Below are 23,905 nucleotides of genomic sequence, written 5' to 3' on the forward strand. Positions count from 1 at the left end.
CGCTAAAGCCAATGCGTTCGTTTCGCTTCTTCATTCACGTTAAGGTTGTACCCACCTATGGGGTTCAAGCAATCTGAGACGTTCCAGCAGCCTGTACTGAGCGGTGGTGCAAGATTCCATGCCCAATCTGGCGACCTTTTTTGATACCGAAGCCCTGGCTCCGCACGGGGTATGCCTGCTCTGGCGTCCTGAGCTCATGTGGCTGCACCTCATCTCCGATGCGCTGACCGGCCTGGCCTATTGGTCGATTCCCATCGTTCTGATGATCATAGCGCTGCGTCGCCGCGATCTGATTTTCCCCTGGGCGATCGAACTCTTTGCCGTCTTCATCTTGGCCTGCGGTGCCACGCATTTCATGTCGATCTGGACCCTTTGGAATCCAGATTATGGGATCCAGGGTGCCGTCAAAGCAGTCACCGCCGTCGTTTCCGTCGCAACCGCGATCGCACTCTGGCCTCTGTTGCCTCGGGTCTTGGCACTGCCTTCGGCCGCCACCCTGGCCGCAGCCAATGCCGCCCTTTCCAGCGAGATTGCCGAACGGCGCGAGGCCGAGGCTCGCAGCCGGCGCAGCGAAACCCGGCTCGCCGGCTTCTTCGAACATCTGGCCGATGCCCTATTCGTAGTCCGCGCCGAGGCCGGCACCTTCGTCTTCGAAACGGTGAATCCCAGCTTCTGCAAGCTGTTCGAAACTCCACGAGACGCGATTGAAGGCAGCAGCCCCAGGCAATTGTTGGAAGATGCGGCTGCCGATGAACTGCTTGCAGCTTTCGCAGCGACCCTCGCCGCTGGCAGCGTGCGGGATTGGGAAAGCGCCGTCACTGGTGGACAGGGCACCCGCTTCTGGCACACCGTCTTGGTCCCCTTGCCGGTGGTGGTGGGTGAGCCACAGCGCCTTCTTGGCAGCCTGCGCGACGTAACCGAGTTACGGCGCCTACAGGCCGATCTGATCGAGACCGCCCGTCGCGCCACCATCGGTGCCATGTGCGCCGGCGTCGCGCATGAGATGAGCCAGCCTGTCAACATCATCAGCCTCTGGGCCGATCGCGCCCGCGCCACCATGGATGCTGCTGCTGATCGCCCGCGCAAGGCGATCGGCGTCATTCTCGGCCAGACCAGGCGGCTCGGTGCCCTGCTGGAGCGGATGCGGGAGTTGGCATGGGATACCCCCAGCGAGGCCGGCACCTTCGACGCTGCTGCTGCTGCCAGTGCCGCCGTGGAGGTTGCCCGCCGCGCCTGGGCTCTGGATCGGGTCGAAATCACCTTCAAGGCGCAGCATACGGTGCCACTGCATGGCCATGCCGCGCAATTCGAACAGGCGTTGCTCAACCTTCTGGAGAATGCCAAGGATGCCGTCCTGCGCCGCCGACGAAGCGAACCGGATGCGCCAGCCCAAATTCAGGTCAGTCTCGATGTGGGTCCGCAGCCGGAGCAGATCACCTTGTCGGTGCAGGATACTGGCGGCGGCATCCCAGCCGCCTTGGGCTCCCGCATTCTGGAACCTTTCGTGACGACCAAGGATCCGGGTGAGGGCACGGGCCTCGGGCTACCGATCGCCGCAGGCATCCTGCGCAGCATGGGAGGCCGGCTCGGTTGGTTGAATCGCGGCGCCGGGGCAGTCTTCCAGGTCGCACTGCCGCTTGCCGGACAGCCAGAGGAGCATCCGGCATGATGAACCGCCTGCGCATCCTGATGGCCGAGGATGAATGGCTGGCCGCCGAGGTGATCGAAGAAGGCTTGGTCGATGCCGGCTTCGATGTCTTGCCTGCCCGCGACGGCGAGGCAGCGATGGAGCTTTTCTCCGCCGGTGCAGGTTTCGACGTATTGCTGACTGACCTCCGTATGCCTCGGCTCGACGGGCGGGAATTGATTGCCCGCCTACGCGCCAGCCGACCGGATCTGCCGGTCGTCGTCATGACCGGCTTTCCCCCGGCCGGCGGCAGCGCCGGCCTGCACGACGGCAGCGCCCCGCTGCAACTGCTAACCAAGCCAATCGAGCTAGGGCGGCTCATCACCGCCCTTCGCAGCGTCGCTGGCCAGGCTTGAAGCGTTGCTATTCCTGGTCGGGGGCAGCAGCGCTGTTCAGGAGGATGTAGCGCTCGATCCCGATCAGCTTGATGAGGTCAAACTGACGGTCGAGGAAGTCCACGTGCTCCTCCTCATTCGCCAGGATCTTGAGCAGCAGGTCGCGCGAAACGAAATCGCGCACGCTCTCGGCATAGACGATGCCCTCGCGCAGATCCGCCGTCGCCTTGTCTTCCAATGCGAGGTCAGCCCGTAGGATCTCCTCCACCGTCTGCCCAACCAACACCTGATTCAGACGCTGCACATTGGGCAATCCGCCGAGGAACAGAATGCGCTCGATCAGCCAATCGGCATGGCGCATCTCCTCGATCGATTCCTTGTATTCATGTTCGCCGAGCTTGGTCACGCCCCAGTGGCGCAGTACCCGGGCATGCAGGAAATACTGGTTGATCGCGGTCAGCTCGTTGGTCAGCTGGGTATTCAGATGCTCGATGACCTTGGGGTCGGCTTTCATCGGGGTCAGCTTTCACGGCGGCGCCGGTACGAATTGAACCACGGGCCAATCGGGCCCGTGGCGTACGGCTGTATAGCAGATTGAAGGTTCAGGAAGCCTGAGATTGCGCTGCCGTACCGGGCGAGGCCAGGTCCCGGATCATGCCCAGGATCGCCCGCGTGCAGGTGCCGCACTGCGCCTTGCAGGCGCAATGGGCATAGACGTCGCGGGGTTTACGAGCGCCTTGTGCCACGGCATCCGCCAGCTGCTTGTCGCTGAGAGCATTGCAGAGACAAAGGATCATCGGATTGTCTCCCGCCCGCTCAGCGCCAGCCGGCACGCTGCATGATCTGCAGCGCCTGCGTGGCATTCGCATTGGTTTTTTCCGCGTCTACCGCTTCCGGCCGGAAGCTGCCCATGGCAGCCAGCGCCGGATGCAACGGCGCCTCGGCCACGGCGGGGTATTCCATATTACCCAGGGCAAACATCGCCTGTGCCGCATCACCCGTGAGATATTCCAGGAAGCGGGTCGCAGCCGCCCGGTTCGGCGCAGTCTTCACCAGCCCGGCGCCGGAGATATTCACGTGCGTTCCCCGGTCGCCAGCTCCCTGGTTCGGGAAGATCACCCCGATCCGCGCGAATAGCGCCTTGTCTTCGGGCCGCTCGGACGCGCCGATGGCAGCGAGATAATAGGTATTGGCGATGGCAAGCTGGCACTGGCCTGCCGGGATGGCGCGAAACTGGTCCCGGTCGCCACCCTGCGGCGGTCGCGCCAAATTAGCGGCGAAGCCTCGTGCCCAGGCCTCAGTCCCCTCTGCCCCATCGGCGGCCAGGATGGAGGCGCCGAGGCTGGTGTTATAGGGATGATTGGAGCTGCGGACGCAGATCTGCCCCTTGAAGCGGGGATCAGCCAGGTCCTCGTAGCGTGTCAGCCCCACCGGAACGCCCCGTTCCCGATCATACATCACGACGCGGGCGCGCTTGGAGACAGCGAACCACATCCCTTCCGGGTCACGCAGCCCAGCAGGAATACGCGCCTCGATCACGGCCGATCGGAAAGGCGCCAGTACGCCGGCGTTGGCGGCGCGGGCCAGCCGGGCGGCATCGACAGTGATGAAGACATCGGCCGGGCTATTGGCACCCTCGTTGCGGATGCGTTCGATGAGCTGATCGGCATCGCCCTCGACCAGCCGTACCCGGATTCCGGTTTCCTTGGTGAAGGCGTCGTAGAGCTTGCGGTCCGAGTCATAGTGACGGGAGGAATAGAGGTTGACCTCCTCCGCCGCCGCGGCGGGACGGATGCCGCAAGCCAGCAAGGCGGCAGCGGCAAGGCCGAACAGGCGGCGCGGCGGACAGGCGGGCATGCAGGCTACTCCGAGCTGGTTCGGCAATTGATAAGGCTAATGAGAACCATTCGCAAGTTCTTCTCGAAGCCCTCAGCGCAACGATAGCCAAACTTTGCGCTATGCAGCTTGATCCGGCGCAACCCTTGGGTTCAGTTCGGCTGCAACCCGCGCAGGAACTTGGACCGCCCGGCCGCCGCGGCCATCAGCAGATTATGATCCGAGCCGCTGAGCACGAACCGCGCCCCGAGCTTGATATAGTCCGATGCCCAGGTCTCATCGTAGACCCCGCCCATGCCCATCACCTTGCCCGCCGCCATGCAGGCCGCCGCCACCTTGGCGTAGGCTGCCCGCACATCCGGGTGGCCGATCTGCCCGGCGATACCCAGCGAGGCCGTCAGGTCCGAAGTTCCGATCAGCAGCACGTCGATCCCCGGTACCGCCGCGATCGCGGCGGCATTCTCGACCGCCTCCGGCGTCTCGATCATGCAGGCGACGAGGATGTCGTGGTTAAGCTCGGCCTGCGCCTCAGCAGCGCTCGGCGGCTGCATGTTGTAGGCGAAAGGCGGACCGCCCCAGGACCGGGTGCCAAGCGGCGGGAAGCGATAGGCCGCGGCCACCATCCGGGCCTCGGCCGCGGTATCCACATGCGGCACCACAACGCCCATGGCGCCATTGTCGAGCGCCCGGGTGCCCTCGAAGAGCGCCTCCTTGCAGCAGCGCACGATAGGAGTGACGCCCTGGTTCAGCGCAGCGATGGCAATCTGCGTCGCCTCCTGCACCGAGGCCGCACCATGCTCCATGTCGATGAAAAGCCAGTCGTAGCCGGTGGCCGCGGCGATCATGCCGACTGCGCTGCCGCGCAGATGATGGACCCCGAAGCCGAGCGCGAACTGTCCAGCGGCCAGCCGCTGCTTGGCGTGATTCGGCACGATGGCCATGGCGCTTCCCCGTTCGTTGGGACAAGCGCACCACGCGGCCGGCGTGCCGTCAATCAGGCAGCATGCCGGCGCCTGCCAAGCCGAGCCACCCCAGCCAGCCGCCGGTCAAGGAATTCCATTGCCTCGCCAAGCGCTGGGTCGTCGTTCCGCATCCAAAAGGCCAGCGTCGTACCATAGACCCCGGCTAGGGTCGCCCGCCGCGTATACCAAGAGAAATCGGCGGAAGTATCGCCCGCAGCATGCCACATGGCATCCACTGTCGCCGCTGTGGTCCGCAGTGCGACGGGAAGGTTGTAGGGGATTGCCAGTAGGCTGAGTGCCCGCCGAAGCGCGACCTTGTGCGGCGCCACCGCGGTCAACCGCAGCTCCACCACGCGGCGAATCCGCGCCGGCACCCGTAGCCCGGCAACGCCTTCTGCCGCCGCGGCGTCAATCATCTCTCGGTTGGCCAAGTCGATCCAGGCCGCGACCGCGCCGGGGGCACCGGTCGGAAACCAGCTTTCGGCCAACGCCGGATCTTCACCGGCTGCCGCCAGCCCGGACCGGATCACAGTCCCATTCCAGCCTTCCGCCCCGGCCAAGGGCAGCATAGCGCGGATCGCCGCATCACGGATGGCACTGTCATCATTCATCGCGGCTGGCTCCCGGCCGCCCGGGCCAGCTCGTCGGTAAAGCCGAATAGGGACAGATCCGGCATACGCATCGGGTAGAGTATTCCGTCCAAGTGGTCGGTTTCGTGCTGCATCACCCGGGCGGTCATGGCCTCCGCCTCGCCTTCCACTGGCTCGCCCTCGGCATCCAATCCGCGGAAGCGGATGCGCTTGGGCCGCAACACGGACCCACGCAGCCCAGGAATCGACAAGCAGCCCTCCCAGGCGGACTCGGTCTCCTCGGTGATCGGCGTCAGTTCCGGGTTCACCAGCGCCGCCACGCCATTCGGCCCGCGCCAGACGAAAAGCCGCAGCGGAACATGTACCTGAGGCGCCGCTAGGCCTATGCCGGCCGCATCCAGCATAGTTTCCGCCATATCGGCGATCAGCCGGCGGATTTCTGGATGGGTCGGATCATCCACCGCCTCCGCTTCCCGCAGCAGTACCGGGTGGCCCATGCGGGCAATCTTCAGAATAGCCAAGTCCTGCCTCCCTGCCACAGCATTTGCTTCGCCAAGGTAGGCATGCGGCCTGGAATGCGGGAGGGGGCTTCCACCCTCCCCGGCACCTATGTTAGGAAGGGTCCCTCCGCATCAGGGTGGGGATGGCGAAGGTGGTCCGGGTTATCCGGGCCGCCTAAAGCTGCGCCTCTGATGCGGCGATCCGTATTCTCCGCCAAGCCACAGGAGGTTGGGCCGCGTGCAAGTCGTCGTCCGTGACAACAACATCGATCAGGCGCTGAAGGCGCTCAAGAAGAAGCTGCAGCGCGAAGGTGTGTTCCGCGAGATGAAGCTGCGCCGGCACTATGAGAAGCCGTCCGAGCGCCGTGCCCGCGAAGCCGCAGAGGCTGTCCGTCGCGCCCGCAAAGTTGAGCGCAAGCGGCTGGAACGCGAAGGCTTCTGAGCACAAACGCGGCGCAAGCCGGGTTACGACGATGAGCATGCAACCGCGGCACGGGCTTCCCCGTGATCCGCGGTTTTGCATGTTGGGGCTCTGGTTGCTGGCCGCCATTCCTGCTGCCGCCCAACCGGCAAGGCCTGATAGCTACGTCATCCAGTCCGCATGTCTTGACCAAGCCGGGAGTCCCCTCCCAGGCCGCCTTCCCTTCGAGCCAGGCTGCGACAGCACCCGCTCCCTTCGCACCGGGGAGCCACTGCCCTATCGCAAGCATGACTGGCCCGGCGCCGCCGATGCCCTGCCGCGCGGCTACCAAGCCAGCGATTCACTTCTTGGCACCCTGCATGGCGCTCCCGCAGCAATCCAGACCTTCGACTTCGGCAATACCCCCCGTGCCTTCGGCCACAAGGACCCGGGCGACGGCGGCCAAGTCATCCCATTGCCGGCCAATGGCGAACTCTCTGCCGCGATGACGGAGGATGCATCTGGTGCCCCGCAGTGGTTCCAATCCGCCACGTGCCAAGCCGGCTGGCTGCTTGCCACCCCACCCTTCACCGCCGATTGGCAACAGCGCCTCATCGGCCTGAATATCACCAGCGGGCCGGAGGTCTGCCCCAGCCGCCTCAACCCGAGCCTCACCCGTTGGCGCAGCGCCCGCATAGACCTACCCTGGCGCGAGGCCAGCAACGGCCACACCGCCACCGCTCCGGCCGAGGTGCTGGTTTCCGAGCATTTCAGCGGTACCGCCATCGCCATCGCGGATCATCTTGAGCGCTTTTGGTTCGCCCGCGGCCTGGGACTGGTCCGCTGGGAACGTTGGGAAAACGGCCCGCGCGGCCACCTCGCCGCCCGCACCGCCATGGCGGACCACCTTGCCCACTCCGGACGCTGCCCACCCATCGCCTTCGGTGAGCCACCCGATCCCGGCTGGCAGATGGTGGATTGCCGGACCTGGACCAACTTCGTCCGCGAAGCCCCGCTGCCGGCGTTGGACTGGCCAGCCCCCACGCTGCGATAGCGCGCGATTGCCGGCTGCGGGGGCTTCAAGCCGCCCAGCGGGCATCGCAGTATGCCTTGGCAAAGGGGAGAATCGGCCATGTCCGCAACGCAGACGACCATGAAATTGCATTGGTCCTCCCGCTCGCCTTTCGTGCGGAAGGTGATGCTGGCGGCGCATGAACGCGGCCTGGATAGCCTCATCGAGCGCATCCCCACCGTGGTCGCCTTGACCAGGACCGATCGCGGCCTGTTGCCCCGGAATCCTCTCGGCCGCATCCCCACGCTCTTGCTGCCGGATGGCCGGGTATTCTTCGACAGCGTCGTCATCTGCGAATACCTGGATACCTTGGGCGAAGCTCCACGGCTTTTCCCCAGCGGCGCAGCGCGGATCGATGCACTGCAGCGCCATGCGCTCGGCACCGGCTTCATGGAAATGCTGCTGCTCTGGCGGGGAGAGGTGCTGCGCGAGGCGCCTTCAGCCGTCATCCTCGATGGCTTCGAACTCAAGCGCGCGGCAGTACTGGCAGCACTCGAGCCGATGGTCCCGGCCCTGGAAGCGATTCCCTACGACATCGGCCACCTCACCATCGGTGCCGCCCTCTCCTACCTCGACTTCCGCTGGCCCGAAGCCGGCTGGCGCAAGGACCATCCGGCGCTGGCCGCCTGGCATGCCGCCTTCAGCGCCCGCCCCGCAGTCATCGCCACCGCTCATGTTGATGCCTGACTCTTCAGAAGCCAGCCAGGAGCCGAGCTCATGCAGGAACTACGGATAGGCGACGTCACCATCACCAGCATCGTCGAGAGGGACGGCCCATGGCGCACGCCGGAAACCATGTTTCCCGGCTACGACCCCATCCTCGGTGCGAAGCATCTGGCTGAAATGGACCCTGTCGTCTTCGACGCCGCCAGCGGCCGCATGGTCATCACCTACCAAACCTTCGTCATTCGCACGCCGAAGCATACCATCCTGGTCGATACCTGCACCGGCGAGGACAAGGGCTACCCGGCACCCATGGACTTCCCGAAGCAGCCCTGGCTGGATGGCTTCGCTGCCGCCGGTTTGCGCTTCGAAGACATCGATTATGTCTTCTGTACCCATCTCCATATCGACCACTGTGGCTGGAATACCCGGCTGGTGAACGGACGATGGGTGCCAACTTTCCCCAAAGCCAAATACGTCTTTCATAAAGGCGAATACGCCGCCTGGGAGGAAGCGACGACGCGGGGCGCACAGCCACCCGGTAATGTTTGGGAGTATAACTGCGAGCCGGTCGTCGCCGCCGGCCAGGCGCTGCTGGTCGACGATAATTTCTCGCTGGATGACACGGTCTGGCTTTCACCGACGCCGGGCCATTCGCCTTGCCACTGCTGCGTCAATATCTCCTCCGGCGGACAGCGCGCCGTGGTCACCGGCGACCTGATGCACCATGCTCTGCAGGTCCGCGAGCCCGGCTGGTCCACCATCTTCGACTGGGATGCGGCCCAAGCCGCCGAAAGCCGCCGCGGTTTCCTCGCGGAAGTCGCCGAGACGCCTACCATCGTCCTGCCGATCCACTTCCCCGGGACCACTGCCGGCCGGGTCAGCGCCGGTGCAGACGGCTTCCGCTACAAGTTTCTGCAACCCGAATAACAAGGAAACGTCCATGGCACGCCTCCCTTACCTGGAGAAAGCCGACCTCAAGCCCGAGGACCAGGGCCTGCTTTCGCGCGACATCAATCTCTACAAGACGCTGGTCCATAATCCGGATGCGATGCGCGCATTCTCGGGACTCGGCCAATACATTCGCTACAAGACCAAGCTGGATGCGCGCCTACGCGAGCTTGCCATCCTTCAGGTCGGCTGGCTGGCCCGGTCCCCCTACGAATGGTCGCACCACGTGAAGATCGGCTACGACTTCGGCGTCACCGACAGCGATATCGAAGCACTGATCGTCGAAAGTCGCGGCGAAACCAGCGACCTCGAGCCCCTGGCCCGTCTGGTGTTGAAGGCGGCCCGGGAAGTGCATGACGGCCCTGGTGTCCACTACGACACCTTCGCCGCGTTGCGCGCCGAACTGCCGAATGACTGCATCATGGACTTGGTCGTGACCTGTGCCTTCTACTGCGCGGTAGTCCGTACCCTTGCCTCCTTCGAGATCGACGTGGAGAAAAGCTACATGCCCTATTTGAAGAAGTATCCATTTCCTGTATAAATCTTCTGGCTTGGTGGATTAAACAGCCTTCAGTTGCTTACTCCATTGGCAAGGCGCCTGCTCCCCTCACCACCATGGGAGCATGTCCTTGCCAATAGCCTTCGTGGACCAGGGCTGGTGACACCGCAGGTGTTTGTGGGCCTCGGTGCCAGCACTCTCGTCTGCGTTTCCACGGTCTTGCCTCCGTCCTCGGCTGGCCACGAGAGTTGCGCCGCCCACGCCAAGCCGGCAGGCAGGTTTGGCCGTGGCCTACTGGTGCACCCTTGGAAAGCATTCCCAGGGGAAGCTGCCACGCTGCTGGCGCTGATTCCGGCTGGTGCACTGGTCCGCCTGGAAATGGTGGATGAGGCCAATGCCATGGCCTGTGCTTAGGCCGCACACGCCCCGCTGGCGGCCAAGGGCCAGCGTATCGAGGAAGATACCGTTTTCACCGTGCGCGGGGTCCATGGTACCGGCACCCTGCACTTCCACGCCGGTAACCGCCACGTTCTTCTGGTGTTGCAACTACCGAATGGTCTTGGAGAGACCGGAACGGGGCAAGGTCCGATCCCGCCTAATCTCCCCCCTGGGCAACCGCCCCCAGGCATGGGATGACCAAGGGCAACCGCAGCGATACCCTGAGGGGACTGGACGCCAATGAGCGCGACGCAACCTGCCAAGAAGCCCCGTGGCCGCCAATTCTTCGCCAATCCCGGGCCGACCAATATTCCGGATTCGGTGTTGCTGGCCGGCGCCCACCAAACCATGGACTTCAACGACAGCAACTTCATCGAGGTCTATGACGCCTGCGTCGCCGGCCTCAAGCGGGTGCTGAAGACCGAACAGAACATCTTCCTCTATACCGGCTCCGGCCACGCCGCCTGGGAAGCCTGCCTGGTCAACCTGCTCTCGGCCGGCGACACGGTGCTGATCATCGAGAGCGGCTATTTCTCCCTCTCCTGGGCCAAGATGGCCGAGGATCTGGGCATCGAGGTCCGCAGCGTCACTGCCGACTGGCGCCGCGGCGTCGACATCGCCGCGGTGAAGGCCGCGCTGGTCGCCGATACCGACCGCGTCATCAAGGCCGTCTGCGTCGTCCACAACGAGACGGCGACCGGCATGACGATTCCGGTGCAGGAGGTCCGCGCCGCAATCGATGCCGCCGGCCACCCGGCGCTGCTGATGGCCGATACGATTTCCTCGCTCGGCTCGCTCGATTTCCGCATGGACGAATGGGGCGTCGATGCCGCGGTCGGCGGCAGCCAGAAGGGCCTCATGCTGCATACCGGCATGAGTTTCAACGGCGTCTCGAACAAGGCGATGGAGGTCCACAAGACCTCAAAGCTGCCGAAGCACTACTTCAACTGGACCAACATGTTGGCCCGGCCGCACAAGAGCTTCGTCGGCACCGTGCCGATCAGCTTCTTCTATATGCTGCAGGAATCGCTCCGGCTAATCGAGCAGGAGGAAGGGCTGGAGAATGTCTTCCTCCGCCATTCCCGTCTGGCCCGCGCTGTCCGTGCCGCAGTGCAGCATTGGTCCGGCAATAACGGCCCGCAGCTCTATTGCCTCAACCCCAGCCGCTATTCGGACAGCGTCACCGCCATCCTGATGCCGGAAGGCAGCAATGCCGACGTGCTGCGCAACATTGCGCTGAAGACCTATAACGTCTCGCTTGGTGGCGGCCTGGGTCCGCTCGGTGGCAAGGTCTTCCGCATCGGTCACCTCGGTGACCTGAACGAGCCGATGATTCTCGGCACTCTGGCGACGGTGGAACTGGCGATGAAGGTCGCAGGTATTCCGCATACGCCGGGTGGCGTGGATGCAGCGATCGCGCAACTGGCGGGATAGGCAGGCCCGGGGAGAATGCCTTCTCCCCGGGTTTTTCCTATTATTTCAGTACAAAGTCTTTCATCACTTCCGGCTTGAACGCCAGCCCATGCCCCGGCGTCTCCGGGGCCGTGATGATGCCGCTGCTAATCTTCGGATGCGTCACCCAGACATCGTCGAGCAGCCCCATCTGCTCCGCCCAGATCCCGTTCGGGATGCTGGCGAGGATATGCACGTTCAGTTCCGGAAAGAGATGCGGCGCCATCGTCATGCCCCAGGTCTCGGCGACCGTGGCGATCTTGCGCAACTCCGTCAGGCCGCCGCGCATCGGGTCCGGTTGCAGGATCGGCAGGCGCGGGTTCTCGAAGAAGGGCTTCAGGTCGGCCCGGCCGAAATGCGTCTCACCGCCGACGACGCGCAGGTCCAACGCTTCGGCGCAGCGGGCATAGCCGGCGAAGTCGTCGGCCAGCACCGGCTCCTCCAGCCAGTAGACGTCGAATTCCTCGAAGGCGCGGCCGGCGAGGATCGCGGTATCGGCGCTCCAGCCCATGTTCACGTCGATCATGATCTCGACATCGGGGCCGACCGCGTCCCGCATCCGGCGGACGTTGTCGATATCGGTCCGCACGTCACCGATATGGGCGACCTGCATCTTGATCGCCTTGTAGCCCTGCTCGACGTAGTACTTCGCCTTGGCGATCATCCCGTCGCCCAGAGCACCACGGAAGCAGCCGCTGCCGTAGATCGGGATCTCGCTGCGGTAGTGCCCCCACAGCCGGTGCAGCGGCAGCCCGGCGGACTTGCCCACCACGTCCCACAGCGCGATGTCGATCGCCGATTGCGCCATCATCGCCACGCCACCACGACCGCCGGTCAACGTCGTGCGCCACAGGTCTCGCCAGATCGCCTCCACGTCGGTCGCCTGCCGGCCGATGATGCGCGGCGCCATGGCCTCGGCGATGCAGGCGCCGATGGTGCGCTGCAGCGGCAAGGTCAGAAGATGCAGGTAGCCCATGCCGGTGATGCCGGAGGCGGTGACGACCTCCACCACCACCAGGTCCCGCGTGGCGCCCAGCGCATGGCCGAACAGCCAGGGATCCTCCTGCCAGGGCATCTGCAGCAGGGTGGTCCGCACCTCGCGGATCGTCAGGTCATTCATGGATCGTCGCTCCCCTGGACATGCTTCCACAGCCTGCGCGTGAGCAGCAGGGCCAGCAACCCCTCGGCCCCGCTGATGACGCAGGCCCATTGCGCACCGAGCGCATCGGCCAGCAACCCGATATGCACGAAGCCGATCGGCCCAAGGCCGATGCAGACCGAGAGCAGCCCGAGCACCCGGCTGCGCACCTCGGCAGGCGCCAGCATATAGACCAGCGTCGCTTGCATGATGCTGAACCCCGCCTGGCCGAAGCCGGCAAACAGCAGTGCCGCCCCTGCCAGCGCCGGATGCGGCGCCAGCGCGAAGCCCATCTGTGCGACGAGGTAGAGCGCCATCCCGCCGATATAGCAGCGCGCGTAGATCGCGGGCTTGACCCAGGCCGCCATGGCCAGCGCCCCGGCGAAAGCGCCGACGCCATCCATGCTGGCGAGCACCCCGATCGCCTCCGGCCCCAGATGAAGGTGGTCCTGGCCCACCACCGGGATCAGGCTGGTGAAGGGCCAGCCGAAGACGTTGAAGATCACCGTGACAACCAGGGTGCCCACCAGCCGCCGGTCCCGCCGCACCACCGCGACACCCTCCGCGATGCGCGCCAGCACGCCCTCCCCGCTCGCCGGTTGCACCCCGCTGCGGTAGCGCAAACGCAGCGTGGCGACGACGGCGATGAGGTAGAGCAGCACGGAGATGACGAAGGCGCCCTCGATCCCCACCGTGGCGAAGATCAGGCCGGAGAAGGTCGGACCCAGCATTCGGCTAGCGTTGTTGCTGCCGACATCGGCGGACATTGCCGCGCCCATGCGGGCTTGGCCCACGACCTGGCCGATCATCATCCGCCGCACGGGATTATCCGCTGCCCAGCCGAGCCCATTGAGGAAGCTGGCGACCGCCAGATGCCAAACCGCGAGCATCCCAAGCCAGGCCAGCACTGCCAGCGCCAGGGAGACCAGCAGACTGGAGACCACAATCCCGAGTAGCGCCGTGCGCGCCTCCACCCGTTCCGCCATGGCTCCCAGCAGCGCGCCGAACAGTCCCATCGGCAGGATGCGCAGCATGCCCATCATGGTGACCAGAAAGGCCGAACCCGTGGCCTGATAGACGAATAGGCTGACTGCCAGCAGTTCCAGCCATCGCACCAGGAAGACGATCAGGCCGACGCACCAGAGCCGGCGGAAATCCGGCACGGCGAACAGGCGCGGCGATGCCGCCGCGGAAGCGGTCACGCTGGTCGTTTCCCCCAAAGCTTCACGGCAGGATGGCGCCAATCGGCGCGCACGGCCATAGTCACTCGGCCAAGAAAGGGAGAAACGAGCCATGCGGCCATTCGAGGGCATCCGCATCATCGACATCACGCATGTGCTGGCCGGCCCCTTCGCCGCCTACCAGCTTGCGTTGCTCGGCGCCGACGTGATCAAGATCGAGCACCCCGACGACCCCGACCAGAGCCGCGACAGCGGTCCCGACCTCGCCGGCAACCTGGCCAACATGGGCAGCTATTTCGTCACCCAGGGCTCCAACAAGCGCTCCATCACCCTGGACCTGAAAACCGAAGCAGGGCGCAAGGTGCTGTATAAGCTGGTGGCGACCGCCGATGTGCTGGTCGAGAATTTCCGCCCCGGCGCCTTCGATACCCTCGGCCTGGGCTATGAGGCGCTCTCGGCCATCAACCCGAAACTGATCTACTGCTCCATTTCGGCCTTCGGCCATGGCGGCGTGCGCGGCAATCAGACCGCCTACGACCATGTCATCCAGGCAACCTCCGGCATCATGGCCGCGACCGGCACGCCGGAGGTGAACCCGATCAAATTCGGTGCCCCGGCGATCGACTACGCGACCGGCACGATGGGCGCCTTTGCCCTCTCCGCCGCGTTGTTCCAACGGGAGAAGACCGGCCGTGGCCAGCGCATCGACCTCGCCATGCTGGACGTGGCGCTGATGATGCAGGCAAGCCATGTTGCCGCCTATCTCCGAACCGGCAAGGGCGCCAAGCCATCCGGCAACAAGCATGTCCATGCCACCAACAGCGCCTACCAGACCAAGGATGGGATGGTGATGCTGGGTGCGAGCAACCTTCGCCAGCAGAAGCGGCTCTGGGCCGCGCTCGGCCGGCCGGAACTGGCCAAGGCGGACAATCCTACCCGCACTGCCGACCGAGACCATGAGGAAGCGGTGCTGGCCGATATCATGCTGACCCGCAGCGCGGATGAATGGGAGGTCTATCTACAGTCGAAGCACGTCCCTGCCGCCCGGGTCCGCCGCATGGAGGAGACGCTGGCCGACCCGCATCTCGCCAGCCGTGGCGTGGTGCACATGTTTCCGGGCGGCGCACCTGGCCTTCCCGGCCCCTTCGGTGTGCCGGTCGCTGCCTTCAAGCTGGCGCATGGCGGGCCGCAGATCGATAGCCCGCCTCGGGTCATGGGCGCCGATACCGACGAGGTGCTGCAGGAACTCGGTTACGACGCAACCGGGATCGCCGCGCTCAGGGCTCAGAAAGCCATCTGAGCGCGACTGCCGGCGCCGCTATGCCACAGGCGCCGGCTTGTCTCGTGGCTGTTCCAATGCCGGATCATGCCCCATGGCCAGCACCAGCAGCGCCAGCGGAAAGCTTCCCACCGCCTCCCGCATCCATCCCAATGCATAGGGGACGACGCAGCCGGAGAGATTGCTGATCGAGTTGATCAGCACCTGGATTCGTCCGTGGTCGCGCGACGCACGGAAGACGAAAATGCTCGTCGAGGCTATTCGCCGCGAATACCGGCCTGCAAAGCGGTTTCCCGGGTCCTCGCCCGTTCCTCCCGCAGCCAGGCGGCGAGCCCGGCCGGGGTGCGTACCGCCTCCTCCGAGAGTTGCGCGCCCACCTCCGCCTGGCGCTCCCGATAGGAGGCGTCGGCCAGCGCCGCATTGGCAGCCGCCGCCAAGGCACGAATCGCGGTCTCCGGCGTGCCGCCAGTCGTCATCAGCGCCGCCCAGCTGCCGCCGGTCAGGCCAGGGAAGCCCTGCTCGATCAGGGTGCTGATGTCCGGCACCAGGGGCGTCCGGCTCGGTCCCGTCGTAGCCAGGATACGCACAAGCCCGCCGCGCCAGGTCGGCACGGTGGTCGAGACTTCTCCCATGACCACCTGCACGTTGCCGGCGATGAGATCCGGGATGGACTGGCTGCTACCGCGATAGGGTACGTGGGTCAGGCGGATGCCGGCCGCGGCCATGAATTGTTCGATCAGGAAATGCGTCGCGCTGCCCTGGCCGGAGGAACCGATGGTGATGTCGCCGGGCTTTGCCTTGGCCGCGGCGACCAGATCCGCGACGCTGCGGATCGGGCTATCCGCCTTCACCGCCAGGGTCAGCGGGCTGCGGCTGACCAAGGCGATCGGCGCCAGCTCCGTTTCCACATCATACGGAATGCGGGGCTGGATGACGGGGTTCACGGTCAGCGGCCCGTTCGAGCCGAGCAGGATGGTGTGCCCATCCGGCCGTGCCTTGGCAACCGCTTCCGCCCCGACGGTGCCGCCGCCGCCGGCGCGGTTCTCCACCACGATGGGCTGGCCAAGCACCTCTCCCATGCGGCTGGCGACAAGGCGGCCCTGGATGTCGGAGCTGGTGCCGGCGGCGAAAGGCACGATCAGCCGTAGCGGGCGATCGGGGAAGGCCGGCTGCGCCCGTACGGCCAAGGGCAGCGCCGAGGCCAGCAATACGTGTCGTCGCAGCATGCCGCCGCCCTCCCCCGGTTTCGTTGCAGCCATCCTGGGATGCCTGCAGGCCGGGGTCTAGCCGGGTGACCAACCCGGCGCCGCCATCTCAAAGCCGGTGAAGTCGAAGGCCGGGCTGACTGTGCAGCCGACCAGAACCCAGGCACCGAGTGGCCGCGCCGCCTGCCACCAGCCGGCCGGCACCAGGGCAAAGGGCTGCTCCCCGGCCCCAAGGTCCGGCCCAAGCAGCCGTTCCTCCCGGCCCGACCCATCCGGCGAAAGCCCCAGCACCAAGGGGCTGCCAGCATACCAATGCCAGGCTTCCGCCGCATCCACCCGGTGCCAATGGCTGCGCTCGCCCTCCGCCAGGAAGTAGTAGATCGCGGTCCCTGCCCCGCGGACGCCACCGGCCGGTGCATCCCGCCAGATCTCGCGGTAATGCCCGCCCTCGGGATGCGGCTGCAGGCCGAGACCAGCGATCACCGCCGCTGCCGCCAGCCCCGGATCGCGCAGGTTCAGCGGAAGCTGTCCTTGGCCGAACGGATCGCTGCCAACCGCGCCACATCCTTGGCCCGCACGAAGGGATTCTCAGCCTTCTCCTGCGCCAGGGTTGTCGGCACCGTCGGCTTCCCTGCCGCCCGCTGTGCCGTCACCTCGGCGCTGCGAGCCACCAGAGCGGCATTCTCCGGCTCCACCGTCAACGCGAAGCGGGCGTTGCTTTCGGTGTACTCATGGCCGCAGCAGACCAGGGTCGTCTCCGGCAGCGCCGCCAGCGCCTGCAGCGAGCCATACATCTGTGCCGCCGTCCCTTCCAGCAACCGCCCGCAGCCCAACGAGAACAGCGTATCGCCGCACAGCAGGACATCCCCATCGGCAAAATGGAAGGCGATATGCCCGACGGTATGGCCCGGCGTATCGATCACCACGCCCTCGGTCGCGCCGACCGTCACCGTCTCGCCGGGCTTCAGCGCGATATCCAACTTCGGCAGCCGATGCGCATCAGCCGCCGCCCCCACGACCTTGGCTCCGAAGCGTGCCTGTACCTCCGCCACCCCGGCCACGTGGTCGCCATGGTGATGCGTCAGCAGGATCAGGTCGCAGCGCCCCCCCGCGGCCTCCAGCGCGGCGATGATCGGCCCGGCCTCGCCCGGATCGCATAGCGCGACAGTGCCGGTCGCGTCATCGCGCAGCATCCAGGCGTAATTGTCAGACAGACAGGGGATGGCAGTGACGGAAACCGGCATAAGGTTCTCCTTCAGCCCGGCGCTTGTCCCCACCCGGCCACGGTGCCAAGGGAAACGCGCTCCGGATGGTGCATGGCCCATGAAATCATCGGGCCGATTGCTCTATATCCCTCCCATGCGCCACGAGGTCCACGGCCTGCGGGATTTCTACGCCACCCCGGCGGGGCTGGTGGCTGCGCGCCTGTTGCGGGACCATCTGCGCACCATCTGGCCTCGGCTACCGGGTCAGGCGGTCCTCGGCCTCGGCTATGCCAGCCCTTTCCTCCGGCTCTGGCGGCCGGACCAGCCGGGTGGCGGCGCCCGCTGCATCAGCCTCGTCCCGCCGCATATGCCGCATTGGCGCTGGCCTCGCAGCGCCGCGAGCCGCACCGCGGTGGGGGAAGGCGAGTCCCTGCCCTTTCCCGACCTCAGCTTTGACCGCATCCTGCTGGTGCATGGCCTGGAACATGCCGAAAACGTGCGCCGCATGTTGCGGGAAGCCTGGCGGGTGCTCAAGGACGATGGCCGCCTGCTGGTGGTCGCACCCAACCGCCATGGGCTCTGGGCGCACCTGGAACGCACCCCCTTCGGCCATGGCCAACCCTATTCCACCGGTCAGCTCGAACGCCTCCTGCGCCGGCAGATGTTCGCTGTCACCCGGCGGCAGCCCGCGCTCTTCGTGCCGCCCTTCCAGGCCAGGATGTTGTTGCGCGGCGCCATGGTCTGGGAAAGGCTCGGCAATCGGCTTCTCCCCGGATTTGCCGGGGTCACTCTGATGGAAGCCACCAAGGATTTTTCCGAACTGATCCCCACCGGGGCGGTCCCCGCCACTATCCGACGTCGGCGCGTCGTGGTTGCCGAAACCGCCTAGCTGGCGAACCGCGCACGGGCGCAACATGACAGGCGTCGCGGAGCCCAAGCCATGTCCATCCCCTGGTCTCGCCTGCTCTCCCCTCACGTCGCGGAGGGAACCCCGGTCGAGATCGAGGGCTGGAACGCCCTGCCGAATACGCTTGGCAATGGCCGCACCCTGATCCTCGCCGCAGAGCCACCCTGTTGCCCCGGCTGCCCCCTTGACCCCATCCGCATGGTCGAGGTCCTGGCCAGCGCGCCCATCCCTGCCTCTCGTGGCAAGCTGCGTCTGACCGGCCACTGGCACCGGCTGCCGGAGTGCGATCCGTCCGGCTGGCGCTGGCAACTGCGGGAGGCCCGCTTCGCTGGCCTGGCCGCTGCACCTGGGCCCTGGATGGCCCGCCGCGCTTTGCTCGCCAGCCTACCACTCGTTTGCGTCGCCGCCACCACTGCCTGCACCACGCCGCCCGCTGCGGCCGCGACCGCCGCGCTACTGGCCACGGCTCAACCGATGGATCTGCATAGCCACGCCGGTCGCGTCATCCTGGGCCGCCTGCGTCAGCGGCCGCCCGAGCCCATCGCCGCGCCCATGCGGGAAGGCGGGATGACACTGATCGCCTTGGCGATGGTGGCCGATACCCCCACCACCCATGTCACCCCCGATAGCCGCATCGAGGCCTTCCGACCGCCTGAGCCGGGCGAACTGGCGCGGCATGGCGAAGCCGCCTTCCACCGTCTCACCACCATGGCGCGGGACCAGGACTTGTTCCTTGTGACCGATCGGGCCGGCCTGCATGCCGTCACCAGCCACCGCACCGGCCCGGCCATCCTCGTTGCCGCCGAGGGCGCGGATTTCCTCGTGGGCCGACTGGAAGCATTGGAGGACGCTTTCCGCAGCCACTTCCTTCGCCACCTGCAACTGGTCCATTACCGGGTCAACGAACTTGGCGACATCCAGACCGAGCCGCCGGTCCACCACGGCCTGACCGCCTTCGGCGCCGAAGTGGTCCGCGCCTGCAACCGGCTCGGCATCGTGGTCGACGTGGCACATGCCACCTTCCTCACCACCAAGGCGGTGGCAGAGGTGAGCAACCAGCCCCTCGTCCTTTCGCATACCTCCATCACCCAGCGGCCCGGCCCACGCTCCCGCCAGATCACCGCGGATCATGCCAGGCTGGTCGCTGCCACCGGTGGGGTCATCGGCCTTTGGCCGCCAGCCACCATCTTCCCCACCCTCAGCGCCTATGCTGAGGGCTTGGCCCGCAGCGTGGATGTCGTCGGGATCGACCATGTCGGCATCGGCTCCGATATGCAGGGCCTGCTCTCCCCCGCGTGCTTCGCGGATTACCGCCAGACCCCAGCCCTGGCCGAGGCATTGCTGACGGCAGGCTTCAACTCAGCCGAAGCCGCCAAGGTGCTTGGCGGCAACTATGCTCGGGTCCTTGAGATCGTGCTGCCCGCGTAACCGGCACGCCGCTTGCTGACCTTTGGGCAATCCATCAGTCCGGGGTCCACGAAATGTCCTTGTCTCGCCGCGCCCTCCTTCGCGCCTCCGGCCTTGCCGCCCTGCCCGGCCTGCCCAACCCTTGGGCAGTCAGCCCCGCCCATGCGCAGGCTGCCGAGCGCGTCATCCGCTACGGCATCTCCATGGCCGATATCCCGCAGACCACCGGCCAGCCGGACCGCGGCGCCGGCGCCTACCAATTCACCGGCTATACCCTGTACGACCCGCTGGTCGCCTGGGAGATGGATGTCGCGGACCGCCCCGGCAAGCTGGTTCCCGGTTTGGCCACCAGTTGGGATGCCGACCCCGCCGACCGCAAGAAATGGACCCTTAAGCTTCGCCCCGGCGTCAAATTTCATGACGGCTCAGATTTCGATGCCGATGCCGTCGTCTGGAATTTCGAGAAGGTGCTAAATCCTCAGGCACCGCATTTCGACAATCGTCAGGCGGCGCAGGTCCGCCCCCGGCTTCCCAGCGTTGCCTCATGGCGAAAGCTCGATGCCATGACTGTCGAGGTCACCACCAAAGCGGTAGACAGCATCTTCCCCTATCAGCTGCTGTGGTTTCTCATCTCGTCGCCGGCGCAGTACGAGAAGCTTGGCCGCAGCTGGGAGAAATTTGCCTTCGAACCCTCGGGCACCGGTCCCTTCCGCCTTGCCCGGCTGGTACCCCGCGCCAGTGCTGAGCTGGTTCGGAATACCGGCTACTGGGATCCGAAACGCGCGCCCAAAGCGGACCGCCTCATCCTGGTCTGCGCGCCAGAGGCCGTCACCCGCAGCAATGCCCTGCTGACCGGGCAGGTGGATTTCATCGAGACCCCAGCGCCTGACATGGTTCCTCGCCTGAAGCAATCCGGCGCGCGGATCATCGAGAACGTCACGCCCCATGTCTGGAACTACCATCTCAGCCTGCTGGAAGGCTCGCCGTGGCGCGACATCCGGCTGCGCAAGGCGGCCAACCTCGCCATCGACCGGGACGGGGTAGTGGCACTGATGAATGGGCTGGCGAAGCCGGCAGTGGGCGTGGTCGATCCGACCTCCCCCTGGTTTGGCAACCCTAGCTTCAAGATTAAACACGATCCGGCCGAAGCGAAGCGCCTGCTGGCCGAGGCCGGCTACTCCACCCGCAACCCGCTGAAGACCAAATTCATCGTGGCAACTGGCGGCAGCGGCCAGATGCTGTCCATGCCGATCAACGAATACGTCCAGCAGTCGTGGCGCGAGGTCGGCATCGAGGTCGAGTTCAAGCCGGTTGAGTTGGAGGTGCTCTATACCTGCTGGCGCCAGGGTGCGACCGGGGAACTGGCCAAGGATGTCACCGCCAACAATGTCGCCTACGTGACCAGTGATCCGTTGTACGCCCTGATCCGCTTCTTCCACTCGAAACAAATTGCGCCGACCGGGGTGAATTGGAGCCACTATAGCGACGCCGAGATGGACCGGCTGATCGATACCGCCACCAGCACCTTCGACGCAGCCGAGGTCGACCGGCTCATGGCGAAGGTCCACGAGAAGGCGGTGGACGAAGCGCTGCTGGTCTTCGTCGTGCACGACACCAACCCGCATGTCGCGACCAGCAAGATCCGGGGCTATACCCAGGCGCAGCACTGGTTCCAGGACCTGACGACGCTGGCCTGATGTCACCCGGTCGCGAGCAACCGCCGCCAGGGTTGCCGCGGTCACCATCTCCCATGCGACCCTTCCCCAGGCCGTCCGCACGAGGCGGCCTGGGGAAGGAAACACCATGTCCGAGACACCGATCGCGCGCCGCGGGTTGGGCCTGCTTGCCGGCGCCCTGGCCGCTGGCGCCGCCGTGCCTGCCCATGCCCAGCGCAGCTACGACCGCGGCGCCGCCCCGGTCCGCTACCCCGATGCCGATATCGTCGCCATCGACCCCAAGCGCTTCAAGGCGATGCTCGGCAATACCGCCATCCGCCGCATCGGCACCGGCTACGGCTGGGCCGAGGGCCCCGCCTGGCATGCCAATGGCCGCTTCCTGATCTGGTCCGATATCCCCAACGACGAATGCCTGCGCATGGTGGAGGAGGATCACTCCATCCATCGCCGTTTCCGCAGCCCCTCGGGCTTCTCCAACGGCAATACCTTCGACCGCGAGGGCCGGCAGATCGCCTTCCGCCACTTCCACCGCGACGTGCTGCGTTACGAGCCGAACGGCACCACCACCGTGCTGGCGGCGCGCGGCCCGGACGGCGCCTTCAATGCCCCGAACGACGGCGTGGTCCACCCTGAGGACGGTGCCATCTGGTTCACCGACCCGGGCTATGGCGCGCTGATGAACTATGAAGGCAACCGCACCGCGGAATCCGCCAATAGCCCCCGCCCTTTCATCAAGGAGGCGATCTACCGCATCGATACCGGCGGCCAGGTGGCAAAGGTCGCCGACCAGCCCTTCAAGCCGAACGGCCTCTGCTTCTCACCCGACTACAAGCGTCTCTATGTCGCCGACAGCGGCAAGACCCACTACGAGGAGGCGAAGAACATCATCTGGGTCTACGACGTGGACGGCGCGCGGCTGACCAACCCGCGCACCTTCTGCGACATGGAGTTGGGTGGCAAATCCGGCTTCGGCGACGGCATCCGCTGCGACGAGGCGGGCAACCTTTGGGTTGGCGCCGGCTGGGTCGGCGAGGGTTATGACGGGGTGCATGTCTTCGCCCCGGACGGCCAGCGCATCGGCCAGATCCGGCTGCCCGAGATCTGCGCCAACCTCTGCTTCGGCGGGGCGCGGCGGAACCACCTGTACATGACGGCGAGCCAGTCACTTTACATGGTGCCGGTGGAGACGCGGGGCGCGCATTTCTGCTAAGTGTAAGAAGAAAAGCTGGAGAGAAGGTATTCTCTCCAGCCTCTCATCTATTTCTTTTGGTCAAGTCGAGCGATTCAGATACGCTCGAGGCACATCGCCACGCCCATGCCGCCGCCGATGCAGAGCGTTGCCAGGCCACGCTTGGCCTCGCGCCGCCGCATCTCGAACAGCAGCGTGTTCAGCACCCGTGCACCGCTCGCACCGATCGGGTGGCCGAGGGCGATCGCCCCGCCATTCACGTTTACCTTCGAGGTATCCCAGCCAAGGTCCTTGTTGACCGCGCAGGCCTGCGCCGCGAAAGCCTCGTTGGCTTCGATCAGGTCGAGTGTATTGATATCCCAGCCCGCCTTGGCCAAGGCCTTGCGGCTCGCCGGGATCGGCCCCGTCCCCATGATCGAGGGATCGACGCCCGCCGTGGCCCAGGAAGCAATGCGCGCCAGCGGCGTGATGCCGCGGCGCTTGGCCTCCTCGGCCGACATCACCACCAGCGCCGCGGCGCCGTCATTGATGCCACTGGCATTGCCCGCCGTCACCGTGCCGTCCTTGGAGAAGGCCGGGCGCAGCTTCTGCAGCACCGCCAGGTTGGTCTCCGGCCGCGGATACTCGTCATCGCTCACGACGACGTCGCCCTTCCGCCCCTTCACCGTCACCGGGATAATCTCATCCTTGAAGCGCCCGGCCTGCATCGCCGCGGCTGCCTTGGCCTGGCTGCCGGCGGCGAATTCGTCCTGCTGCTCACGGGTGATCTGGTACTTGGTCGCCACGTTCTCGGCGGTGGTGCCCATATGGTAGCCGTGAAAGGCATCCCAGAGCCCATCCTTGATCATGGTATCGACCAGTGCGAGGTCGCCCATCTTTTGCCCGGCGCGGAGCTGCTGCGCATGCGGCGCCTGTGTCATGCTCTCCTGACCGCCGGCCACCACGATGCTGGCATCGCCGGTGGCGATCTGCTGCGCCGCCAGCGCCACGGCCCGCAAACCGGAGCCGCAGAGCTGATTGATCCCGAAGGCGGTCCGCTCCACCGGGATGCCGGCCGCGACGGCGGCCTGCCGCGCCGGGTTCTGCCCCGCGCCTGCGGTCAGGATCTGACCGAGGATCACCTCGTCCACCTCCTCCGGCGAAACGCCCGCCCGCTCCAGCGCAGCGCGGATGGCGATGGTGCCGAGGGCATGGGCGGTCATGCTGGCGAAGGCGCCGGAAAAGCTGCCGACCGGCGTCCGTGCCGCGGAAGCGATAACGATATCGGTCATGACTGGGTCTCCCACCCGCGATGAATAGGCTGTTTATGCGCCGCAGTCTGGCCCGCGTCCCC

At 66.0% G+C, this 23,905-nt stretch carries 26 protein-coding genes; 13 read left to right on the forward strand and 13 right to left on the reverse strand.

Translation table 11 applies throughout. From position 1 onward, the window contains the following. Positions 1 to 118 precede the first annotated feature (118 nt). Together AC0IW9_RS22455 and AC0IW9_RS22460 are read left to right on the forward strand one after the other, a co-directional pair. Positions 119 to 1,669 (forward strand): sensor histidine kinase, encoded by a 1,551-nt coding sequence (locus AC0IW9_RS22455; protein WP_471650536.1) that lies wholly within the window; start codon positions 119 to 121, stop codon positions 1,667 to 1,669. After that, positions 1,666 to 2,043, forward strand: coding sequence for a response regulator (locus tag AC0IW9_RS22460; protein WP_471650537.1), 378 nt, complete (start codon positions 1,666 to 1,668; stop codon positions 2,041 to 2,043). The genes AC0IW9_RS22455 and AC0IW9_RS22460 overlap by 4 nt, the downstream gene beginning before the upstream one ends. A gap of 7 nt (positions 2,044 to 2,050) precedes the next feature. Here the strand turns inward: AC0IW9_RS22460 and bfr are convergent, their stop codons facing one another. The 6 genes from bfr to def form a co-directional block, all read right to left on the reverse strand. Beyond that, complete coding sequence (bfr, locus tag AC0IW9_RS22465; RefSeq protein ID WP_471650538.1) at positions 2,051 to 2,536, reverse strand: bacterioferritin; 486 nt, start codon at positions 2,534 to 2,536, stop codon at positions 2,051 to 2,053. 88 nt (positions 2,537 to 2,624) lie between these two features. Next, entirely contained in the window at positions 2,625 to 2,819 is a 195-nt protein-coding gene (locus AC0IW9_RS22470) for a (2Fe-2S)-binding protein (protein ID WP_471650539.1), read from the reverse strand. Positions 2,820 to 2,838: 19 nt separating this feature from the next. Beyond that, the gene (locus AC0IW9_RS22475; protein ID WP_471650540.1) at positions 2,839 to 3,879 is read right to left on the reverse strand and encodes an extracellular solute-binding protein; all 1,041 of its coding nucleotides are present in this window, start codon (positions 3,877 to 3,879) and stop codon (positions 2,839 to 2,841) included. Between the two features lie 131 nt (positions 3,880 to 4,010). Further along, the gene (locus AC0IW9_RS22480; RefSeq protein ID WP_471650541.1) at positions 4,011 to 4,799 is read right to left on the reverse strand and encodes an HpcH/HpaI aldolase family protein; all 789 of its coding nucleotides are present in this window, start codon (positions 4,797 to 4,799) and stop codon (positions 4,011 to 4,013) included. 53 nt (positions 4,800 to 4,852) lie between these two features. Beyond that, positions 4,853 to 5,431 carry a COQ9 family protein gene (locus AC0IW9_RS22485; RefSeq protein ID WP_471650542.1) on the reverse strand — a complete coding sequence of 193 codons (579 nt, stop codon included), beginning with the start codon at positions 5,429 to 5,431 and terminating at the stop codon, positions 4,853 to 4,855. After that, positions 5,428 to 5,931, reverse strand: a complete 504-nt coding sequence (def, locus tag AC0IW9_RS22490) for a peptide deformylase (protein WP_471650543.1) — start codon at positions 5,929 to 5,931, stop codon at positions 5,428 to 5,430. The genes AC0IW9_RS22485 and def overlap by 4 nt, the downstream gene beginning before the upstream one ends. 217 nt (positions 5,932 to 6,148) lie before the next feature. Between def and rpsU the strand changes: the two genes are divergently transcribed. From rpsU to AC0IW9_RS22520, 6 genes are all read left to right on the forward strand, one after another. Beyond that, complete coding sequence (gene rpsU, locus AC0IW9_RS22495) at positions 6,149 to 6,352, forward strand: 30S ribosomal protein S21 (RefSeq protein ID WP_007006360.1); 204 nt, start codon at positions 6,149 to 6,151, stop codon at positions 6,350 to 6,352. A gap of 79 nt (positions 6,353 to 6,431) precedes the next feature. Continuing rightward, positions 6,432 to 7,364 (forward strand): hypothetical protein, encoded by a 933-nt coding sequence (locus tag AC0IW9_RS22500; protein ID WP_471650544.1) that lies wholly within the window; start codon positions 6,432 to 6,434, stop codon positions 7,362 to 7,364. A 78-nt stretch (positions 7,365 to 7,442) separates the two neighbouring features. After that, positions 7,443 to 8,069, forward strand: coding sequence for a glutathione S-transferase family protein (locus AC0IW9_RS22505; RefSeq protein WP_471650545.1), 627 nt, complete (start codon positions 7,443 to 7,445; stop codon positions 8,067 to 8,069). A gap of 30 nt (positions 8,070 to 8,099) precedes the next feature. Then, positions 8,100 to 8,975: an MBL fold metallo-hydrolase gene (locus tag AC0IW9_RS22510; protein ID WP_471650546.1), complete on the forward strand. Its 876-nt coding sequence runs from the start codon at positions 8,100 to 8,102 to the stop codon at positions 8,973 to 8,975. A gap of 13 nt (positions 8,976 to 8,988) precedes the next feature. Further along, positions 8,989 to 9,537 carry a carboxymuconolactone decarboxylase family protein gene (locus AC0IW9_RS22515; RefSeq protein ID WP_471650547.1) on the forward strand — a complete coding sequence of 183 codons (549 nt, stop codon included), beginning with the start codon at positions 8,989 to 8,991 and terminating at the stop codon, positions 9,535 to 9,537. A 636-nt stretch (positions 9,538 to 10,173) separates the two neighbouring features. Beyond that, positions 10,174 to 11,367: a pyridoxal-phosphate-dependent aminotransferase family protein gene (locus tag AC0IW9_RS22520; protein ID WP_471650548.1), complete on the forward strand. Its 1,194-nt coding sequence runs from the start codon at positions 10,174 to 10,176 to the stop codon at positions 11,365 to 11,367. 40 nt (positions 11,368 to 11,407) lie between these two features. On the opposite strand, the gene AC0IW9_RS22525 is transcribed toward AC0IW9_RS22520, so the two are convergent. Both AC0IW9_RS22525 and AC0IW9_RS22530 read right to left on the reverse strand, forming a co-directional pair. Then, the gene (locus AC0IW9_RS22525; protein WP_471650549.1) at positions 11,408 to 12,505 is read right to left on the reverse strand and encodes a mandelate racemase/muconate lactonizing enzyme family protein; all 1,098 of its coding nucleotides are present in this window, start codon (positions 12,503 to 12,505) and stop codon (positions 11,408 to 11,410) included. Beyond that, positions 12,502 to 13,725, reverse strand: a complete 1,224-nt coding sequence (locus tag AC0IW9_RS22530) for an MFS transporter (RefSeq protein WP_471650550.1) — start codon at positions 13,723 to 13,725, stop codon at positions 12,502 to 12,504. Before AC0IW9_RS22530 ends, AC0IW9_RS22525 begins: the two co-directional genes overlap by 4 nt. Before the next feature lie 91 nt (positions 13,726 to 13,816). Between AC0IW9_RS22530 and AC0IW9_RS22535 the strand changes: the two genes are divergently transcribed. Next, entirely contained in the window at positions 13,817 to 15,004 is a 1,188-nt protein-coding gene (locus AC0IW9_RS22535; protein ID WP_471650551.1) for a CaiB/BaiF CoA transferase family protein, read from the forward strand. A gap of 18 nt (positions 15,005 to 15,022) precedes the next feature. On the opposite strand, the gene AC0IW9_RS22540 is transcribed toward AC0IW9_RS22535, so the two are convergent. Genes AC0IW9_RS22540 through gloB form a run of 4 tightly spaced genes read right to left on the reverse strand, consistent with a single transcriptional unit; the run spans position 15,023 to position 17,432 of the window. After that, entirely contained in the window at positions 15,023 to 15,187 is a 165-nt protein-coding gene (locus AC0IW9_RS22540) for a hypothetical protein (RefSeq protein ID WP_471650552.1), read from the reverse strand. 53 nt (positions 15,188 to 15,240) lie between these two features. Beyond that, positions 15,241 to 16,209, reverse strand: coding sequence for a Bug family tripartite tricarboxylate transporter substrate binding protein (locus AC0IW9_RS22545; RefSeq protein ID WP_471650553.1), 969 nt, complete (start codon positions 16,207 to 16,209; stop codon positions 15,241 to 15,243). A 57-nt stretch (positions 16,210 to 16,266) separates the two neighbouring features. Beyond that, positions 16,267 to 16,671 (reverse strand): cupin domain-containing protein, encoded by a 405-nt coding sequence (locus tag AC0IW9_RS22550; protein ID WP_471650554.1) that lies wholly within the window; start codon positions 16,669 to 16,671, stop codon positions 16,267 to 16,269. A 32-nt stretch (positions 16,672 to 16,703) separates the two neighbouring features. Further along, positions 16,704 to 17,432 (reverse strand): hydroxyacylglutathione hydrolase, encoded by a 729-nt coding sequence (gene gloB / locus AC0IW9_RS22555; RefSeq protein ID WP_471650555.1) that lies wholly within the window; start codon positions 17,430 to 17,432, stop codon positions 16,704 to 16,706. 79 nt (positions 17,433 to 17,511) lie between these two features. Here gloB and AC0IW9_RS22560 point away from each other — a divergent pair, with 79 nt between their 5' ends. The 4 genes from AC0IW9_RS22560 to AC0IW9_RS22575 all read left to right on the forward strand — a co-directional run bounded on the left by AC0IW9_RS22560 (position 17,512) and on the right by AC0IW9_RS22575 (position 22,593). After that, complete coding sequence (locus AC0IW9_RS22560) at positions 17,512 to 18,282, forward strand: class I SAM-dependent methyltransferase (RefSeq protein ID WP_471650556.1); 771 nt, start codon at positions 17,512 to 17,514, stop codon at positions 18,280 to 18,282. A 51-nt stretch (positions 18,283 to 18,333) separates the two neighbouring features. Further along, a complete protein-coding gene (locus AC0IW9_RS22565) occupies positions 18,334 to 19,728 on the forward strand; it encodes a dipeptidase (protein WP_471650557.1) in 1,395 nt (464 codons plus the stop codon). 59 nt (positions 19,729 to 19,787) lie between these two features. Then, entirely contained in the window at positions 19,788 to 21,404 is a 1,617-nt protein-coding gene (locus tag AC0IW9_RS22570) for an ABC transporter substrate-binding protein (protein ID WP_471650558.1), read from the forward strand. A gap of 106 nt (positions 21,405 to 21,510) precedes the next feature. Further along, positions 21,511 to 22,593 carry an SMP-30/gluconolactonase/LRE family protein gene (locus AC0IW9_RS22575; protein ID WP_471650559.1) on the forward strand — a complete coding sequence of 361 codons (1,083 nt, stop codon included), beginning with the start codon at positions 21,511 to 21,513 and terminating at the stop codon, positions 22,591 to 22,593. Between the two features lie 74 nt (positions 22,594 to 22,667). Here AC0IW9_RS22575 and AC0IW9_RS22580 read toward each other — a convergent pair whose 3' ends face one another. Next, positions 22,668 to 23,843 carry an acetyl-CoA C-acetyltransferase gene (locus tag AC0IW9_RS22580; protein WP_471650560.1) on the reverse strand — a complete coding sequence of 392 codons (1,176 nt, stop codon included), beginning with the start codon at positions 23,841 to 23,843 and terminating at the stop codon, positions 22,668 to 22,670. Between the last annotated feature and the right edge of the window lie 62 nt (positions 23,844 to 23,905).

Source organism: Belnapia sp. AC561, assembly GCF_979252845.1.

Bases quoted from the DNA above. Each gene is read 5' to 3' on its own strand.
- AC0IW9_RS22575 (WP_471650559.1), top strand. From the start codon at position 21,511: ATGTCCGAGACACCGATCGCGCGCCGCGGGTTGGGCCTGCTTGCCGGC.
- AC0IW9_RS22535 (WP_471650551.1), top strand. From the start codon at position 13,817: ATGCGGCCATTCGAGGGCATCCGCATCATCGACATCACGCATGTGCTG.
- AC0IW9_RS22480 (WP_471650541.1), bottom strand. From the start codon at position 4,799: ATGGCCATCGTGCCGAATCACGCCAAGCAGCGGCTGGCCGCTGGACAG.
- AC0IW9_RS22505 (WP_471650545.1), top strand. From the start codon at position 7,443: ATGTCCGCAACGCAGACGACCATGAAATTGCATTGGTCCTCCCGCTCG.
- bfr (WP_471650538.1), bottom strand. From the start codon at position 2,536: ATGAAAGCCGACCCCAAGGTCATCGAGCATCTGAATACCCAGCTGACC.
- AC0IW9_RS22475 (WP_471650540.1), bottom strand. From the start codon at position 3,879: ATGCCCGCCTGTCCGCCGCGCCGCCTGTTCGGCCTTGCCGCTGCCGCC.
- AC0IW9_RS22545 (WP_471650553.1), bottom strand. From the start codon at position 16,209: ATGCTGCGACGACACGTATTGCTGGCCTCGGCGCTGCCCTTGGCCGTA.
- AC0IW9_RS22510 (WP_471650546.1), top strand. From the start codon at position 8,100: ATGCAGGAACTACGGATAGGCGACGTCACCATCACCAGCATCGTCGAG.
- AC0IW9_RS22460 (WP_471650537.1), top strand. From the start codon at position 1,666: ATGATGAACCGCCTGCGCATCCTGATGGCCGAGGATGAATGGCTGGCC.
- AC0IW9_RS22515 (WP_471650547.1), top strand. From the start codon at position 8,989: ATGGCACGCCTCCCTTACCTGGAGAAAGCCGACCTCAAGCCCGAGGAC.
- AC0IW9_RS22560 (WP_471650556.1), top strand. From the start codon at position 17,512: ATGAAATCATCGGGCCGATTGCTCTATATCCCTCCCATGCGCCACGAG.
- AC0IW9_RS22485 (WP_471650542.1), bottom strand. From the start codon at position 5,431: ATGAATGATGACAGTGCCATCCGTGATGCGGCGATCCGCGCTATGCTG.
- AC0IW9_RS22500 (WP_471650544.1), top strand. From the start codon at position 6,432: ATGTTGGGGCTCTGGTTGCTGGCCGCCATTCCTGCTGCCGCCCAACCG.
- AC0IW9_RS22455 (WP_471650536.1), top strand. From the start codon at position 119: ATGCCCAATCTGGCGACCTTTTTTGATACCGAAGCCCTGGCTCCGCAC.
- AC0IW9_RS22580 (WP_471650560.1), bottom strand. From the start codon at position 23,843: ATGACCGATATCGTTATCGCTTCCGCGGCACGGACGCCGGTCGGCAGC.
- AC0IW9_RS22520 (WP_471650548.1), top strand. From the start codon at position 10,174: ATGAGCGCGACGCAACCTGCCAAGAAGCCCCGTGGCCGCCAATTCTTC.
- gloB (WP_471650555.1), bottom strand. From the start codon at position 17,432: ATGCCGGTTTCCGTCACTGCCATCCCCTGTCTGTCTGACAATTACGCC.
- AC0IW9_RS22565 (WP_471650557.1), top strand. From the start codon at position 18,334: ATGTCCATCCCCTGGTCTCGCCTGCTCTCCCCTCACGTCGCGGAGGGA.
- AC0IW9_RS22470 (WP_471650539.1), bottom strand. From the start codon at position 2,819: ATGATCCTTTGTCTCTGCAATGCTCTCAGCGACAAGCAGCTGGCGGAT.
- AC0IW9_RS22525 (WP_471650549.1), bottom strand. From the start codon at position 12,505: ATGAATGACCTGACGATCCGCGAGGTGCGGACCACCCTGCTGCAGATG.